Annotated in this window: 13 protein-coding genes and 2 pseudogenes; 7 read left to right on the top strand and 8 right to left on the bottom strand. The window is 62.0% G+C overall.

The annotated features are described in order from the left end of the window. Window positions 1–246 precede the first annotated feature (246 nt). Entirely contained in the window at window positions 247–957 is a 711-nt protein-coding gene (gene truA / locus MAIT1_RS11735) for a tRNA pseudouridine(38-40) synthase TruA (protein WP_085442450.1), read from the bottom strand. 407 nt (window positions 958–1,364) lie between these two features. Further along, window positions 1,365–1,613: pseudogene (locus MAIT1_RS22665) on the bottom strand (RnfH family protein); the annotation flags it as partial. A 169-nt stretch (window positions 1,614–1,782) separates the two neighbouring features. On the opposite strand from MAIT1_RS22665, the gene MAIT1_RS11725 reads away from it, so the two are divergent. Beyond that, the gene (locus MAIT1_RS11725; RefSeq protein WP_085442448.1) at window positions 1,783–2,598 is read left to right on the top strand and encodes a ParA family protein; all 816 of its coding nucleotides are present in this window, start codon (window positions 1,783–1,785) and stop codon (window positions 2,596–2,598) included. A gap of 59 nt (window positions 2,599–2,657) precedes the next feature. Here the strand turns inward: MAIT1_RS11725 and cysM are convergent, their stop codons facing one another. Beyond that, on the bottom strand, window positions 2,658–3,551 hold the full coding sequence (gene cysM, locus MAIT1_RS11720) for a cysteine synthase CysM (protein ID WP_085442447.1): 894 nt from the start codon (window positions 3,549–3,551) through the stop codon (window positions 2,658–2,660). Between the two features lie 124 nt (window positions 3,552–3,675). Here cysM and MAIT1_RS11715 point away from each other — a divergent pair, with 124 nt between their 5' ends. Together MAIT1_RS11715 and MAIT1_RS11710 are read left to right on the top strand one after the other, a co-directional pair. Then, window positions 3,676–4,317, top strand: a complete 642-nt coding sequence (locus MAIT1_RS11715; RefSeq protein ID WP_085442446.1) for an ABC transporter ATP-binding protein — start codon at window positions 3,676–3,678, stop codon at window positions 4,315–4,317. Beyond that, window positions 4,314–5,120 carry an ABC transporter permease gene (locus tag MAIT1_RS11710; RefSeq protein ID WP_241893463.1) on the top strand — a complete coding sequence of 269 codons (807 nt, stop codon included), beginning with the start codon at window positions 4,314–4,316 and terminating at the stop codon, window positions 5,118–5,120. Before MAIT1_RS11715 ends, MAIT1_RS11710 begins: the two co-directional genes overlap by 4 nt. A gap of 408 nt (window positions 5,121–5,528) precedes the next feature. Here MAIT1_RS11710 and MAIT1_RS11705 read toward each other — a convergent pair whose 3' ends face one another. From MAIT1_RS11705 to MAIT1_RS11695, 3 genes are all read right to left on the bottom strand, one after another. Then, entirely contained in the window at window positions 5,529–5,906 is a 378-nt protein-coding gene (locus tag MAIT1_RS11705; RefSeq protein ID WP_085442445.1) for a hypothetical protein, read from the bottom strand. A gap of 360 nt (window positions 5,907–6,266) precedes the next feature. Beyond that, entirely contained in the window at window positions 6,267–8,312 is a 2,046-nt protein-coding gene (locus tag MAIT1_RS11700) for a sodium-translocating pyrophosphatase (RefSeq protein WP_085442444.1), read from the bottom strand. Window positions 8,313–8,530: 218 nt separating this feature from the next. Continuing rightward, complete coding sequence (locus MAIT1_RS11695) at window positions 8,531–9,211, bottom strand: adenylate kinase (protein ID WP_085442443.1); 681 nt, start codon at window positions 9,209–9,211, stop codon at window positions 8,531–8,533. A gap of 101 nt (window positions 9,212–9,312) precedes the next feature. On the opposite strand from MAIT1_RS11695, the gene MAIT1_RS21540 reads away from it, so the two are divergent. Both MAIT1_RS21540 and MAIT1_RS11690 read left to right on the top strand, forming a co-directional pair. After that, complete coding sequence (locus MAIT1_RS21540; RefSeq protein WP_143814801.1) at window positions 9,313–9,576, top strand: hypothetical protein; 264 nt, start codon at window positions 9,313–9,315, stop codon at window positions 9,574–9,576. A 117-nt stretch (window positions 9,577–9,693) separates the two neighbouring features. Continuing rightward, window positions 9,694–10,628: pseudogene (locus tag MAIT1_RS11690) on the top strand (exopolyphosphatase). Window positions 10,629–10,723: 95 nt separating this feature from the next. On the opposite strand, the gene MAIT1_RS11685 reads toward MAIT1_RS11690, so the two are convergent. Together MAIT1_RS11685 and MAIT1_RS11680 are read right to left on the bottom strand one after the other, a co-directional pair. After that, window positions 10,724–12,928, bottom strand: a complete 2,205-nt coding sequence (locus tag MAIT1_RS11685) for a CHASE2 domain-containing protein (protein ID WP_085442442.1) — start codon at window positions 12,926–12,928, stop codon at window positions 10,724–10,726. 83 nt (window positions 12,929–13,011) lie between these two features. Next, window positions 13,012–14,847, bottom strand: coding sequence for a GNAT family N-acetyltransferase (locus MAIT1_RS11680; RefSeq protein WP_085442581.1), 1,836 nt, complete (start codon window positions 14,845–14,847; stop codon window positions 13,012–13,014). A 430-nt stretch (window positions 14,848–15,277) separates the two neighbouring features. Between MAIT1_RS11680 and MAIT1_RS11675 the strand changes: the two genes are divergently transcribed. Continuing rightward, a complete protein-coding gene (locus tag MAIT1_RS11675) occupies window positions 15,278–15,874 on the top strand; it encodes a NapC/NirT family cytochrome c (protein ID WP_085442441.1) in 597 nt (198 codons plus the stop codon). 53 nt (window positions 15,875–15,927) lie between these two features. Next, window positions 15,928–16,455, top strand: a complete 528-nt coding sequence (locus MAIT1_RS11670; RefSeq protein WP_085442440.1) for a TlpA disulfide reductase family protein — start codon at window positions 15,928–15,930, stop codon at window positions 16,453–16,455. The last annotated feature ends 9 nt before the right edge of the window (window positions 16,456–16,464 follow it).

Genomic DNA, 16,464 nt, shown 5'->3' with positions numbered 1-16,464 from the left:
GATAAAAGATATTGGGGCTCCGCCCCAAACCCCGGCAGGGCTTTGCCCTGCACCCACCAGGGCGCCGCCCTGGACCCGCCAGGAGGCCAGCCTCCTGGACCTCTTGGACCACCGGCTGCCGCGCTTCACCCGCACCTCCCACCATCGGCCATACTCCCTGCCTTCGATGGACTCTGCGCGTCTAGCGAACGGGCTGATGGTGCAATTCCCACTCCAATCCGCCCGGATACTCCACCCGAGTCAATGTCAGCCCCCCGCCGGGGCCGTCGGCCCCGCTTGCGTGCGATCCCCCGCCGCCAACACCTCAGCAAATCGCTCAGACGTCCACTCGCCGCGCCCCACCAGCGCCAACGAACCAACGATATTGCGCACCATATGATGCAAAAAGGCGTTGGCCCCAATGCGCAGATGAATCTCCTCCCCCGCCTGGCTCACTTCAGCAAGGGACAGAATCTTCACCGGGTCGTCAGCCTGACACGCCGCCGCGCGGAATGCGGAGAAGTCGCGCTTGCCCAGCAGATGCTCGGCTGCAGCGTTCATCGCCGCCACATCCAGCGGCTTGGGGTGGTGCCAGATGTGATTGTGCAGCAGCGCCGGATAGGTAAAGCGCGTATGGATGCGGTAGAGGTATTCGCGGTAGTAGGCGTGAAAACGGCTATGGAAATCGTCGTCCGCCGCCATGCAGGAGCGAATGGTCAGAGTGTGGGGGGTGTTGACGTTGAGCGCCTGACGAAACGCGCCGGGCAGACGCGCGCGCGGTGAGTCGAAATGGGCCACCTGCCCGCTGGCATGGACTCCGGCGTCGGTGCGCCCGGCCCCGTGCAGGGTCACCGGGCCGCCGCACAGCGGCTCCAGCGCCTCTTCGATGGCCTGTTGCACCGACGCCTGCCCCTTCTGCCGCTGCCAACCATGAAAGGCGGCGCCGTCATACTCCACCAACAATCGATATCGGGGCACAGCCGCGCCTTATCACAATCAGGAGGTTAGAACGAACAAGGGGTAAGAACGAACAGGGGGTGAGAATGGGAAAAGCCCGCACTTGATGCGCGGGCTTTGATAATCCCTCAACCGGCGTAACCGGTGAATTACTCTTCCGCAGCCTTGGCCGCAGCAGCCGCTTTGGCGGCCTTGGCGGCGGCCACCTTGGCCTTGACGGCGGCGATCTTGGCGGCCTTGTCATCGGCGGCGGCGTCGCCCGCTGGCGCGGCTTCCGCAGCCGGGGCGGCTTCGCCATTGGCGGCGGCCTCTTTGGCCTTCTTGGCGGCGGCGGCTTTGGCCTTGATGGCGGCGATCTTATCGGCCTTGGACTGCTCGGCCACAGAACCGCCTTCGGCGGCTTTGGCGGGCGCGGGCTTCTTGGCCGGGCGCTCCTTTTTCTTCGGCTTGCCCACCGCCGGACGGTAGATCTCCACCCGGTCGCCCTCTGACAGCACTTGGTCAAGCTGCGCCAATTTGCTATAAACGCCTATCTTGTTGACCTCCAGATCGATCTGCGGGAACTTGTCCAGGACGCCCGATTTGCGAATCGCCTCCTCGCAGGTGCTGCCTTCGGGCACTTCGAACTCCAGAAGCAGCTGTTTTTGGGCTTCGGCATAGGTCACGGCGACGCGCATGGGTCTCTCCCGTTCTCGCTGAAAGAGCGTCTTCAGGTCAAACTTAAGCGTTCCAAGGCAAGATGCCTGAACGCGCAAATTTAGGAATATAACCGCCTGCGCCGAGTGACGCAAGGCCGTCGCGCATCGGGCGCGACGCGCGGCGCGGCGGCGGTCGGATGGAAACAGCATGAAAATCTATGCGGTGTACAATCTCAAAGGAGGCGTGGGCAAGACCACCACAGCGGTGAATCTGGCCTGGCTCTCGGCCCAGGAGGGCGCGCGCACGCTGCTGTGGGATCTCGACCCCCAGGGCAGCAGCAGCTACTACATGTGCGTCAGCCCCAAGGTCAAGGGCGGCCTCAAAGGGCTGATCCGGCGCAAACACGATCTGGACGACCTGCTGCGCATGAGCGGCTACGCCAACCTCGACGTGCTGCCGGCGGACCTCTCCTATCGCAATCTGGACATCCACCTGCACCACGCCAAGCACGGCGAGGAGGCGCTGCTGCGCATTCTCAAGCCGCTGCGGCAATCCTACGACCGGGTGATTCTGGACTGCCCTCCGGGCCTGTCGGCGCTGGCGGAAAACATCTTCCGCATGTCCGACGCCCTGACCCTGCCCATGATCCCCACCACGCTGTCGCTCAAGGCGTATAACCGGTTGATCGAATTCCTCAACCAAAAGCGCAGCGAAAAGCTCAAAGTGTTGCCGTTCTTCAATCAGGTCAGCGCCGCCAAGCCGATCCACAAGGTGGTGAGCCGCACCGTGCCGCTTAAACACCCGGCGTTCTTGAAGGCAACCATCCCCGACTCCAACCTCATCGAGGCCATGGGCATGAAGCGCGCGCCGCTGCTGGCCTATGCGCCCACCTCCGAAGAGGCGCAGGCGTACCGCAATCTGTGGAGCGCCATCCTCGCCCGCACCGATCCGGACAGTGTGGATGAGCGCGGCAAGTTCCGTCGCTTCCGCATCGATGAGAGCAAGAAAAAAAAGAAGAAGTGAGCGAAGCGCACAGCCCGCGGAATCCCCGGGCTGTGCGCTATACAGCGTTCGCTAAGAACTCAGCGGAACAGATCGGTGGAGAGGTAGCGGTCGCCGCGATCGGGCAGGATCACCACGATGGTGGCCTGTTGATCAGCGGGAATGGTGGCCGCCAGCTTCAACGCCGCCGCCACCGCGCCGCCTGCGGACTGACCGCAAAACACGCCCTCCTCTTTGGCCAGACGTCGGGTGACCTCATTGGCTTCGGCGTCGCCCACCGAGAGGATCTCATCCACCCACTCCCGTTCGTAGATCTTGGGCAGGTAGGCTTCCGGCCAACGGCGAATGCCAGCGATTTTGGCCCCCTCTTCCGGGTGCACCCCCACCACGCGAATCTTGGGATTGAACGCCTTGAGCGCGCGGGATGTGCCCATAATGGTGCCGGTGGTGCCCATGGCGCTGACGAAGTGGGTCACCTCGCCTTCGGTGTCGCGCCAGATCTCCGGGCCGGTGCCATGGAAGTGGGCGCGCCAGTTATCCGGGTTGGAGAACTGGTCGAAGTTGATGCCGCGCCCTTCGGCCACCATCTGCCGACACAGATCGATGGAGCCCTCCATGCTCTGCCCTTCGGGGGTGAGCACGATCTCGGCGCCGTAAGCGGACATGGAGGCGCGGCGCTCGATGGTCATGCTCTCGGGCATGATCAGCGTCATAGGGTAGCCCAGGCGCGCGGCGATCATGGCCAGGGCGATGCCGGTGTTGCCGCTGGTGGCTTCGATAATGCGCGTGCCTGGGGTCAGTTCGCCGCGGCGGATGGCGCCTTGAAACATGCTCAGGGCGGCGCGATCCTTGACGGATCCGGCAGGGTTGTTGCCCTCCAGTTTGGCCAGCAGGCGCACATGAGGGAACGGCTTACCCAGTTTGTCCAAATCCGCCAACGGGGTGTTGCCAACCAGAAACTCCAGCTTTGCCATCAACATGCTCCTTGAGCGCACAATCCAAATAAAGGCGCAGGATACCCCGGCTGGAAGTTGTCGGCCACCTGTTTTTTGTAGAAACCCTCCTCATTTCCATTGAACAGACGTCTTGGAAAATTCAATGAACAGTGAAGTAGCGTTAAAAGAGCGCGGTCTGCGCGTGGTCAGTCTGACCGTGGCCACGGGCCTGAACTATGCCTTCGCCGTAGCCCCAGGAGAGACTCTGGCGGTGATGGGCCCTTCCGGCAGCGGCAAGAGCCTGCTGCTGCGCGCCATCGCCGATCTCGACCCTCACGATGGCGATATTCATCTGCACGCCGACGCCCAGCAGGGCATCGCCGCCCATCTGTGGCGGCGGCAGGTGGGCTACCTGCCGGCCGAATCAGCATGGTGGGACGACACCGTGGGCGCGCACTTGCCGGAGAATCTGGATGCGACAGCCCTGAAGGGGTGGCTACAGGCGCTCAAACTCTCAGAAGAGTGCCTGGAGTGGCGCGTGGATCGCCTCTCCAGCGGCGAGAAGCAGCGTCTTTCGCTATTGCGTCTGTTGGCTGGGTCGCCTGGCGCGCTGCTGTTGGACGAGCCCACCGCCAACCTCGACCCGGAGACCACCGAGCAGGTGGAGAAGCTGCTGCTGGCGCGCATTGAAGAGGATGATTTGCCCGCCATCTGGGTCACGCACCATGAGGCCCAGGCCAAACGGGTGGCCAAGCGTATGCTGCGCATCACCAAAGAGAAGCAGGTTGAGGAGGTGACGCTGTGAACGATCCAACGCAACTGGTGGGCTGGCCGGATCTGGCCATTGCGGCGCTGCTGGTGGTCGCATTGGCGGGATTCTCCTGGCTGCAGAATCTACAATTGGGGTCACGAGTACTCATCGCCTCCACCCGCACGGTGGTTCAACTGAGTCTGATCGGTCTGGTGTTGCAGACGCTGTTTGCTCAGACCCATCCGGGCTGGGTGGCGCTGATGGGCTCCATCATGCTGCTCATCGCCGGACGCGAGGCGTCAGCGCGGCAGAAGCGGCGTCTGCGCGGCATTTGGGGCTACGGCGTAGGCTTGGTCTCCATGTTCCTCTCCTCGGTGGCGATCACGGTGTTGGCGCTGATCGTGATCGTGCGCGCCGACCCGTGGCACACGCCACAGATCGCCATTCCGCTGTTGGGGATGATGCTGGGCAACACCATGAACGGCGTCGCCCTGGGGCTGTCGCGCATCACTGAAGAGGCGTGGCGGCGCCGGGCGGAGATCGAAGCGCGTTTGTGCCTGGGCATGGATTGGCGCGCGGCGATTCTGCCTATGCGCCGGGAGGCGGTGCGCAGCGCCATGATCCCTATTCTCAATACTTTGTCGGCGGCGGGTTTGGTGACGTTGCCGGGCATGATGACCGGCCAGATTTTGGGTGGGGCGGACCCGATGACGGCGGTGCGTTATCAGATTCTGATCATGTTCATGATTGCGGCGGGGGTGGGATTTGGCGCGTTTGCGGCGGTGGGGCTGGGGGCGCGCAGACTGTTCGACAACCGCAGCCGACTGCGGCTGGAGCGCCTGCACGCGCCCAAGTAGGCAAAGGAACGGGCGGCAAGATGGCGGGCCGATGGAAGCAGTGAGCGGGCGGAGCGCAAAAGCGTGTGGTCCATGAGGCCCAGGAGGCTGGCCTCCTGGCGGGTCCAGGGCGGCGCCCTGGCGGGGTTTGGGGCAGCGCCCCAATATCTTTCATCTTTATGCCGTTTCCCCATGCAAAAACGCCGAGCCGGAACCCAGCATCAAGAGAAGTAAAGCCCACCAAGCCAGCACGGAGGCAAACGGGGAAACGGCGGTGAGCAGGCGCACGGCGCCGTCGTCCGCAGGACGGCGAATGCCGTAGGCCGCAGACCGGAACAGGGCGCCAATGTGTGCGGGAAAGAGTCAGAAAAACAGAGCGTCAGAGAGGAAAAGCGTCAGAACATTGGGAAAGAGCGCAAACCCAGCAACTCAGCCCCAAGCCTCAGACAGTTTCAATCGCTTTTTTTTAGCGGGAAAGAGTCGGAAATTGCGGACTTTCTTATAGACCCCTGCGCCGGGCACGCCCCAGATTTTGAAGAAGGCGTAGACCGCCACCGCCGCCACGCCCGCCACATAGAGCCAACCGCCGGTGAGCAGCAGCACCACCCCCAGCCCCAACAGCGCGCCCCAGAAGAGATTCTGAAACAGCCGTCCCACGCGGGCCAGATCCGGACGGATCATCACCAGCGACACCCCGGCCAGGAACGCCCCCGGCAGGTAGTCTCCCCACCAGAACATGCCGCTGGCCACCAGAGCCAGCAACACGGCCAGTATGCGCCGGGTATTGTCCCAACTGCGCTTGAACATGTGATTAACCCATCCCTGAGTTTATAGAGCCACGAGCATTCAAAAGTGAACATTTGGGCGCTGGAAGATATCGAGGGCTCCGCCCTCGAGCTCCCAAAGACCAAACCGTGGGCTCCGCCCATTGATTGTTGATACGGCTTCGCCTGTGGCGCTGGGGGCGCGGACCCCAGACCCCGCCGCCGACCAGTCGACGGCCAATAGTCAGCGCAAGCCGACCTACATCATGCAAACATTTCACGCTCTGTGCAGATTTGGTTTCGCATGGGGATATGCCCAGTATGCCCGAAGCTTGGCGCAAAAAAAAAGCCCCGGCCAGTGCGCCGGGGCTTTTTTATCCTCTGGCTGCGTCCCACACAAGACTTACAAGATCAGGGCCACAATCATCAACGCGACGATATTGACGATCTTGATCATCGGATTGACCGCCGGTCCAGCGGTGTCCTTATAGGGGTCGCCCACGGTGTCGCCAGTCACCGACGCTTTGTGCGCCTCGGAACCCTTGCCGCCATGATTACCATCCTCAATGTACTTCTTGGCGTTGTCCCAAGCGCCGCCGCCCACCGTCATGGAGACCGCCACGAAAATGCCAGTGACGATCACCCCCATCAACATGCCGCCCAGCGCCACCGGCCCCAACGCGAAACCAATCAGCAGCGGCGCGCCAATGGGCAACAGCGACGGCATGATCATTTCACGAATCGCCGCCACAGTGAGCAGATCCACTGCGCGGTCATACTGCGGCTTGCCGGTTCCCTCCAGAATGCCGGGGATCTCGCGGAACTGCCGCCGCACCTCCTCCACCACCGCCCCGGCGGCGCGGCCCACCGACTCCATGCTCATGGCGGCGAACAGATAGGGCAACATGCCGCCCAGGAACAGACCGATGATCACCTCATGTTCTGACAGGTCAAAGCTCAACGGCTCGCCCAGCACATGCTGCACCTCGTGGGTGAAATCAGCGAACAGCACCAGCGACGCCAACCCCGCCGAACCGATGGCATACCCCTTGGTCACCGCCTTGGTGGTGTTGCCTACCGCGTCCAGCGGATCGGTGATATTGCGGATTTCAGCAGGCAGCTCGGCCATCTCCGCGATGCCGCCAGCGTTATCGGTGATGGGGCCGTAGGCGTCCAGCGCAACGATGATGCCGGTCATGGAGAGCATGGCCACCGCCGCGATGGAGACCCCATAGAGCCCGGCGAAGGCGTAGGAGAGGGCAATGGCCAGACACACGGAGATCACCGTGGCCGCCGTGGACTGCATGGAGATGGCCAGACCAGCGATGATGTTGGTGGCGTGACCGGTCTCCGAAGCCTTGGCGATGATGCGCACCGGCCCATATTCGGTGCCGGTGTAGTACTCGGTGATGTAGACCAGGGCGGCGGTCAGGGCGATGCCGATAAGCGCGGAGACGTAAAGCGCGCCCACGCCGATGCCCAGAGGATTGTCCGACATCAACCACCAGGTGATGGGGAAGAACAGCATGGCCGAGACTAGCGCCGCCCATTTGAGACCTTTGTAGAGCGCGCCCATGACGTTGGTTTCGCCGGGCTGGGCGTGCACAAAACCGATGCCGATGATGGAGGAGAGAATGGAGGCCCCGCCCAGCGCCAATGGGTAGATCAGCGCGTTGCCGAAACCGGCCATCTCCAACGACGCCAGCAGCACCGCCGCCACCACCGTCACCGCATAGGTTTCGAACAGGTCGGCGGCCATGCCGGCGCAGTCGCCCACATTGTCGCCCACATTGTCGGCGATCACCGCCGGATTGCGCGGGTCATCCTCAGGAATGCCCGCCTCCACCTTGCCCACCAGATCGGCGCCCACATCGGCGCCCTTGGTGAAGATGCCGCCGCCCAGACGCGCAAAGATGGAGATCAGCGAGCCGCCAAAGGCCAGCCCCACCAAGGGCCGCAGCACCACATTGGTCTCCAGCCCCGGGAACGACGACAGCAGCACCGCCACCATCCCCGCTACGCCGAGAAGGCCCAACCCCACCACCAACATGCCGGTGATGGCGCCGCCCTTGAAGGCCACCTGCAAGGCGCTATCAATGCCGTTTCGGGCCGCCTCGGCGGTGCGCACATTGGCTTTGACCGAGATGCTCATGCCGAAAAATCCGGCCAAACCTGAAAGGATCGCGCCCACAGCAAAGCCAATCGCCGTGGGAATATCCAAGGTCACCAGAATCACCAGACACAGCGCCAGCCCCACATAGGCTATGGTCTGATACTGCCGCTTCATATAGGCGCGCGCGCCCTCTTCCACCGCACCGGCGATCTGCTGCATGCGCGCATTGCCCGCGCTCAAGCCCAAAATCCAACTTCGTTCACGAAACGCCCAGACCACAGCGGCTACGCCGCATGCCAACGAGAGGAAAAGCGCAAACCCACTGTAACTGACCATCCCCATCTCCCTATCGCAACCGGTCGCCCGCTCTTGGGACGCACGGCACACGCCGAAGACCCCTCCCCGGCTCTCCAAAAGCACTGCGCGCGCAACGCGACGGAATTTCCGTCGGCGAATCGCCGCGCAATGCGCCCTCAACGATGATGGAACGATGTCTGTATTGAAGCCTGCTTTTTCCCCTCAAATCAAGCCAAAAAGCGCTCAAAAATACTGATTTACGCCGCCGTCTCCGTGGTGGAGGCGCGCGCGCGTCCGCACCCCAGCGTCAAGCACAAATCGCGCGATACGCGAGCCAGATCCTGATCCCCGTTGACGGTATGAAACACGCCCTGGCGGCGGTAGTACTCAATGAGCGGTTCGGTCTCCTGATGATAGACGACAATGCGTTGCTTGACCGTGTGTTCATTATCATCGGCGCGCCGCTTGAGCGGACCGCCGCACTTTTCACACCGATCCGCAAAATGGCTCGGCTTGAACTCGTCGTGATACCCCTCGCCACACAGCGTGCACGTGCTGCGTCCGACGATGCGCCGCACCAGGGAGCGATCCGGCACCGCGATGGCGACCACGTAATCCACCTGCTGATCACGCTCGCGCAGCATGGCGTCGAGCATCTTCGCCTGCGCCACAGTGCGCGGATAGCCGTCGAGCAGGTAACCTTTCTCACAATCCTCCTTGCCGGTGCGTTGCGCCACAATCCGCGTGATCATGGCGTCATCCACCAGTTGCCCGGTGACCATGGCGCGTTTGATCTCCGCCCCCTCCGGAGACTCCGATTTAACCACCTCACGCAGCATGTCGCCGGTGGAGAGATGGGCGAGTCCAAAACGCTCGCAAACCAGACGCGCCTGCGTTCCCTTGCCTGCGCCGGGAGGACCTAACAGTATGATCCGCATGGCTGTTTGCCTTTCGTACAAGCCGCCACAAGTATTTTTTATTGTTAGATAGCGCAATTGAATAATCTCACACTTTGGCGGCGTCACAAAGCGAGATCGTCATGCATGGAATTGGCTATAGTCTCGATTTACCAAAGAAAGAAGAATTTTTGGCAACGCAAGAGGGCGTTTATGCGCATTTGTGCGAATTCTGTATATCGACAGCACGACGCGCCCAAGACGGAGCCGCGCCATCCCTCTTCGTGAAGAGCGCCTCAAACAGGATGCCGACATGCGGCCTGCGCCGCCCACTGCAAAAATCGCTGAACGATGATTTTTCTACAGGAAAACCTGACATGGCCCCGGCCAACTGTGGTATGAATTGATTGCGAATTGTATTCAACACGATGCGCGCGTTTTTTCGATCCCATGGGATCGTGCGCATCATGAAGGCCTATGGCGCCAGAACACTCTTTCTTAAGAACGATTTGCGGGGGTTCCTGATGGGTGAGCAGTCCAAATATCGTCTGATTACGCGCAGCGACTTCGATGGCCTGGTCTGCGCCATGCTGCTGCGTGAAAAAGAGCTCATTGATGACATTCTCTTTGTTCACCCCAAGGATATGCAGGATGGCAAGATTCCGGTCTCCGACCGCGATATCACCACCAACCTCCCCTACGTGCCCGGCGTGCATCTGGCGTTCGACCACCACCACAGTGAAGCGGTGCGTATGGAGAATCGGCCGGAGAATCACATTCTGGTGGCCGATGCGCCGTCGGCCTCGCGGGTTGTGTACGACTACTACGGCGGCGCCGAGACCTTCCACAATGTGGACCCGGAGTTGATGGCGGCGGTGGACCAGGCGGACACCGCCCAGTTCACCGATGAGGAGATCTTCGAGCCCACCGGCTGGGCGTTGATGAACTTCATCATGGACCCGCGCACCGGCCTGGGTCGCTTCAAGGAGTTCACCGTCTCCAATTATGATCTGATGATGGAGTTGATCGACTACTGCCGCAATCACAGCGTGGAGGAGGTATTGGCCCTGCCCCACGTCAAGGAGCGGGTCGATCTCTACTTCGAACAGGAGTACTACTTCAAGACCCAGATCCAGGCCCGCGGCGAAGTGCACGACAACCTCATCGTGCTGGACTTCCGCAATGAAGAGGTGCTCTACGCAGGCAACCGCTTCATGGTCTATGCGCTGTTCCCACAGTGCAACATCTCCATGCACATCCACTGGGGCAAGGATCGTCAGAACATCGAGTTCGCCATCGGCAAATCGATCTTCGACCGCTCCTCCAAAACCAACGTCGGCGAACTCTGCTTGCAGTTCGGCGGCGGCGGCCACGAAGCGGCGGGCACCTGTCAGGTGGACGTGTTCGACGCCCACAAGGTGAAAAAGAGTTGATCGCCCGCATCACCGCCGACGGCTGATCCGGCGCATCTCAAGCCCCAATAAAAAAACGCCCTGAGCCTGCGCTCGGGGCGTTTTTTTTATTGGGTGTCGCGTCAGAGCCTCTGTGCGGCGCTTACTTCTCGCTCATAACGATGACATCGCTGCAGGGAGCTTCCGGCGCAGACAGACGCTTTTTGTGCAGTTGAATCACCGGATCATCCGGGTAGAGTTCGGCCAGTTCATTGATGCTGGCGCGGCCCTTCTCATCACCCTGTTTGAGCAGTTGATAGGCGGCCATATAGCGCTGCACGCGCTCGCTGGCCAGGGTCTCGGCGCTCATGGGCTCGTAGGCGTAGATCGCTTCGGACTTACCCTTGAGCACCAATCCGGCCACCGGACGCCCCACAAAATCGTCGCCGCACAGCTCCACCGTGGAGTGGGCCACACACATGTTGGTGCCCAAATGCTTGTTGACGCTCTCCAGACGCGCGGCGGTGTTGATGGGGTCGCCCAGGGCGCGATAATCAAACATGGTCTCGCCGCCGAAGTTGCCCACCATCACCACGCCGGTGTTGACGCCGATGCGGGTTTTGCCGAAGTTGACCCCCAACGCCTGCTGCTCAGCGGAGAATTTGCGCCCGAACACGTCCATCTCCAGGGCGCAAGCGATGGCGCGTTTGGCGTGATCCTCCTGCTCCACCGGCGCGGAGAAGATGATCGCCACCGCATCGCCGACGATGCGGTCCAGGGTGCCGTCATGGGCGAAGGCGATCTTGACCATCTCATCCAGGTAGACGTTGAGCAGATCCACCATCTCCTTGGCGTCGTTCTTCTCCATCAGGGTGGTAAAGCCGGCCAGGTCGGTCATCACAAAGCTGCACACCCGCTCCTCGCCGCCGATCTGCAGCAGGTCGGGGTGCTCCACCAGATGCTTCACCAGGTTGGGCGACACATAGGCGGAGAAGGCGTCCTGAATCCACTTCTGCTCGCGCTCGGATTGCAGATATTTGGGGCCGATGTAGGCGGCGAACATGAGCAGCACCGCCAGAGTGGGGAACAGCGGGTCCACCAGCACCGCGCCCTGGGAGAAGGCATACCACGCGCCATACCACGCCGCGCCAGCGGCGACGACCCCCACCATGGCCGAAGCCACGGCGTTGAGCCCGCGCAGCAGCACCACCAGCACCACCCACATGACGATGAGGAAGATCACCACCGCGCCGTTGATCCACGCCGGACGCTCCAGATAGGCGCCGGAGAGCACCTGCTCGGCGATCTGCGCATGCACCTCCACCCCGGGGATGATGCCGAAGGGGCCATAACGCAGATCCAGCAACCCTTTGGCCGAGGTGCCGATAAATACGATGTGTCCCGTCAGCTTGGTGGGGTCGGCGGTTCCATCCAGCACTTTGGCGGCGGAGACATAACGCTGTTTGGTGGGCTTGGTGTGGTGCAGCCAGATCTCGCCGTTGCCATCGGTGGGCACGGCAAAGGTGGTGTTGGGGAAGATCAACCCTTCAATGGAGCCGGTCTGCGCCACATCGGCGTCGCCCGCCATGGTCTGCACCATCAGATAGGGCGCGCCCAGGGCCACGCGCAACCCTTCAATCGCCAAGGAGGGGAATAGGGTCTTGCCAATCTTGGTCATCACCGGCACATGGCGGATCACGCCATCGTGGTCCGGGGAGAAGGAGAACACACCCACACCGGTGGCGCTCTTCTCAAAGATCTCCAGATTGCGCACCGCGCCGGGATAGACCCGCAGATGGTCGGTCGGCGGCGGCCCTTGGAAGACGATATTGGCGCGCGAACGCGGGGTGTCGGTGGTGGTGTCGTCGAGCATGGTGAAGCCCGCCACCACCGGCGCGCGGCCGAACGCCTGGGCCAGCGCCTCATCATGGTTGGGCAGGGTTTTCAGTTGATCGCGCAACGCCTTGGGGGCGTTCCAAGTGTTGGCGATGATGTCCGGCGAGGTGCGATCCTTCTCGGCGAACACGAAGTCGAACACAATGGAGGCGGCGCCGTAGCGCTCATTGAGTTGATCCACCAACTTGGCCACCAGGGTGCGCGGCCAGGGCCACTGCCCCAACTGAGCCAGACTCGCCTCATCCACATCGACGATGCGCACCGGCAGGTCGGTTTGATACTCCCGCGGCTTCCAGCGCTGGAACATATCGAAGGAGACATTGCGCAAGGTGGCGCGGAACGCCGGATCCACCGCTTCCACATAGATGGCTCCCAGCATCACCGCCAGGGAGAGCCACAGGTGCATATATTTGACAAGTTGGTCCCACAGACCGCTCTTGCCCCGACGTCCGCCACCCTTATTACTTTGCATCAACGCCCCTCCGCACGCAGGAATTCCGTGCGCACATTGAAGCGCAAATTACTCCTGGGAACAACCATTCCCATATCGCAGACTCACTCCGATGCGCCGGAATCCTTGAATTTGCAGGTCAGCGTCACCTCCATGGGATCCTCGGTGCGCTTGGCTTTAAAACCGCTTTTTTCCAACACATGCAGCATAGGCGCGTTGTCCGAGCGCACATAAGCAACCAGCTTTTTCAAGCCGCGCTTCTGCGCAATCTCTTTCAGATGCTCCAGCAGAATGCCGCCCAGCCCCTGCCCGCGCTTGGTCTCGTGGGTAACGAAGGCGACCTCGCCGGACTGATCCTCCTCCAGATAGTAGTAGCGTCCCACCGCCTGGATGATTTCGTTGGGGCCGCTGCGCGTGACCACGCACAACGCCGGATCGCGCGACTGGTCCACGCTCACCAGGGCGTGGGCCTTCTCGCGGGAGAGTTGTTCCGGCGTGTAGCGATAGCGCTGCTGTAGCGTCTCCGGCGTGTGGGAGTAGAAGAACTCCTGGATCAGGCGCTCGTCGGCGGGGCGCAGCGGACGCAGGAAGTAGTCCTTGTTGCCCTTGACGTTCAGGCGCACCATATCCAGATCGCCCATATCCTTGATTTTGCTAGGCTGCTCATCCTGATAGTGGGGCACATAGAAGTGTTCGCGCACGCGCTCAAGGAGCCAGTCGCGGAAGTCCGGGTGGGCCACCTGAATCAACTCCAGGGCGCGCTCGCGCACGCTCTTGCCGCGCAGGGTGGCGATGCCGTATTCGGTCACCACGTAATGCACGTCCCCGCGCGAGGTCACCACGCCGGAGCCCTCGGTGATGAACGGCACGATTTTGGACACCGCGCCATTCATGGCGGTGGAGGGCAGCGCAATGATGGGGCGCCCGCCGCGGGAGAGCGAGGCGCCGCGAATGAAGTCCACCTGGCCGCCGATGCCGCTGTAGAAGCGCGTGCCCACCGAGTCCGACACCACCTGACCGGTGAGATCCACCTCAATGGCGCTGTTGATGGAGACGTGGTGGTCGTTCTTGCGGATCACCGCCGGATTGTTCACATACTCGGAGGGGTGGAACTCCACATGGGGGTTCTCGTGTACGAAGTCATACAGCTTCTGCGAGCCCATGGCGAAGGAGGTGACGATCTTGCCCCGGTGCACGCTCTTGCGGCTGTTGTTGATATTGCCGTTCATGAACAGGTCAATGACGCCGTCGCTGAACATCTCGGTGTGGATGCCCAGGTCGTTGTGCTTGGTCAGGTTGGCCAGCACCGCGTCGGGGATTTTGCCAATGCCCATCTGCAGGCAGGCGCCGTCATTGATCAGCAGCGAGACGTAGCGGCCGATTCGCTGGGTGACGTCATCCATCACCGCCGGCATCAACTGCGGCACCGGCGCCTCGATCTCCATGGCCGCGTCGATCTCATTCACATGAATGAAGCTCTGGCCGAAGGTGCGCGGCATGTTGGGGTTGATCTGCGCAATCACGAAATCCGCCGTGCGCACCGCCGCCACGGCGATGTCCACCCCCACCCCCAGCGAGCAGTAGCCATAGGGGTCGGGCGGCGAGACCATCACAAACGCCACGTCGATGGGCAGCACGCCATCGTAGAACAGCGACGGAATCTCCGACAGGAAGCACGGTGTGTAGTCCGCATGGCCGCTGCACACCGCCTCGCGCGGGCCGCGCCCCAGAAACAGCGCGTTGACCTTCAGATGGGGCTCGTACTGCGGCTCCACCCAGGGGGTTTCGCCCAAGGTCAGCAGGTGGGTGGCCTGCAGATCATGAAACTGATCCACATAGGGCAGGAAGCGTTTGATCAACTCCAGCGGAACGGCGGCGTTGGAGCCAAAGAAGATCCGGTCGCCTGACTTGACGTACTGCTTCCAGGCCTTCTTGTCCATCGAATCGTAGAGTTTCACCGAAAACCTCCGTGAGCGGCGCTGATGGCGGGGAAATTCCGCCTGTGCGAATGGGTGCGATTCTTGACCGGGAAAAGCGCTGCGTCAAGCGGCCTTGCGACATGATTTTCCGACAGATAAGCCATTAATTTTATGAATGTTCGATAATCCTAATACAGCCGCGAACAGATCCCGCCTTTTCCCTGCTGCAGCGCACAGACCGACTTCTACGCGTTATCAAATTGTTATCATTCTCCCGTTGGGCTAAAGTATGCCTCGGACGCTGTGCGCGGTGGAGAATCCCGCTCAACGATCCTGCGGCGTCGCGGTGAAATCCCAGTGAAAGCGTTGTCAGAGGATTCACACAATCTTCAAGTGCGCCACACGCCCGCCAGGCGTCGGCCCGCCAAGCGCTGGAATGAGGAGAGCATCCATGGGGGGATTGAGATCCATTTGGCGATTCCTGCGCAGACCCAGCGCCGCCACCCCCATGGGGATTCTGCTGGGAGTGGGCGCGGTGGTGGGGTTCATCGCCTTTGGCCTATTGCAGTGGGGCATGGCGCGCACCAATGCGCTGCCGTTTTGCGTCTCCTGCCACTCCATGACCTTCCCTTACGCCGAGTACAAGCAGTCGCCCCACTATCGCAATCCTTCGGGGGCGCGCGCCGAATGTTCCGATTGTCATGTTCCCCACGACAAGGATTTTGACGGCTGGGTGGACAAACTCACCGCCAAGGTGCTGGCCGCCAAGGACGTCTACCACGAGATACTCGGCTCCATCGACAGCCGCGAGAAGTTCGAAGCCAAGCGCTGGGTCATGGCCAACCGCGTGTGGGACAAAATGAAGCGCCGCGACTCCGCCGAATGTCGCCACTGCCATGCGTGGGACGCCATGCTGTTTGCCGAGCAGGATCGTCTGGCCAGCCGCCGCCACCGCCGCGCCATGGAAGAGGGCGAAACCTGTATCGATTGCCATAAGGGCATCGCCCACGAAGAGCCCGAGGAGCCCGAGGAGCCCGAAAAGCCGTGACTTTTCGCCCTGCGCCAGCTTCCGCCACACCCCGACCCCTAACGAGCCGCCCCATGTTGAAACAGATGAACAACGCCCTGCGGATCCTAATCACGGCCCTGCTGCTGGGCGGCTGCAGCGGCGATGCCCCGACGGATAAACCGACCCTGGGTCAGCCCGCCCCCGAGGCAGTGATGCAGACGTTGGATGATCGCCGCGTCACCCTCGCCGAGCAGAAAGGGCGCGTGACCCTGCTGGCGTTCTGGCTCGGCGGCTGCGGGCCGTGCCTGGCGGAGTTGCCGCGCCTGCAGGCCATCGCCGATCATCATGGGTCGGACACGGTGCGCGTAATGGCCATCAACATGGGCGAGGCCGCCCCCATCGCACGCATCAGCGCGCAATCGCTGGTGGACCAGTTTCACCTTCGCTTCCCCATCGGCTGGGATCCTGACGGCGCCACTCTCAAACGCTGGAAGCCGTTTGTCGCCCCCACCCTCTACGTCATCGACGAGGAGGGCGCCGTCGTCCACATGCTGCTGGGCGAGAGCGAATCCGACGCCGCCCTGGCCAAGCAACTGGAGCCCTGGCTACCCACGGAGTAGCGCTGCGCA

The organism is Magnetofaba australis IT-1 (assembly GCF_002109495.1).
GTDB lineage: Bacteria > Pseudomonadota > Magnetococcia > Magnetococcales > Magnetococcaceae > Magnetofaba > Magnetofaba australis.
The sequence above is the reverse complement of the archived record's forward strand: the minus strand, read 5'-3'. Positions and strand labels throughout refer to the sequence as shown.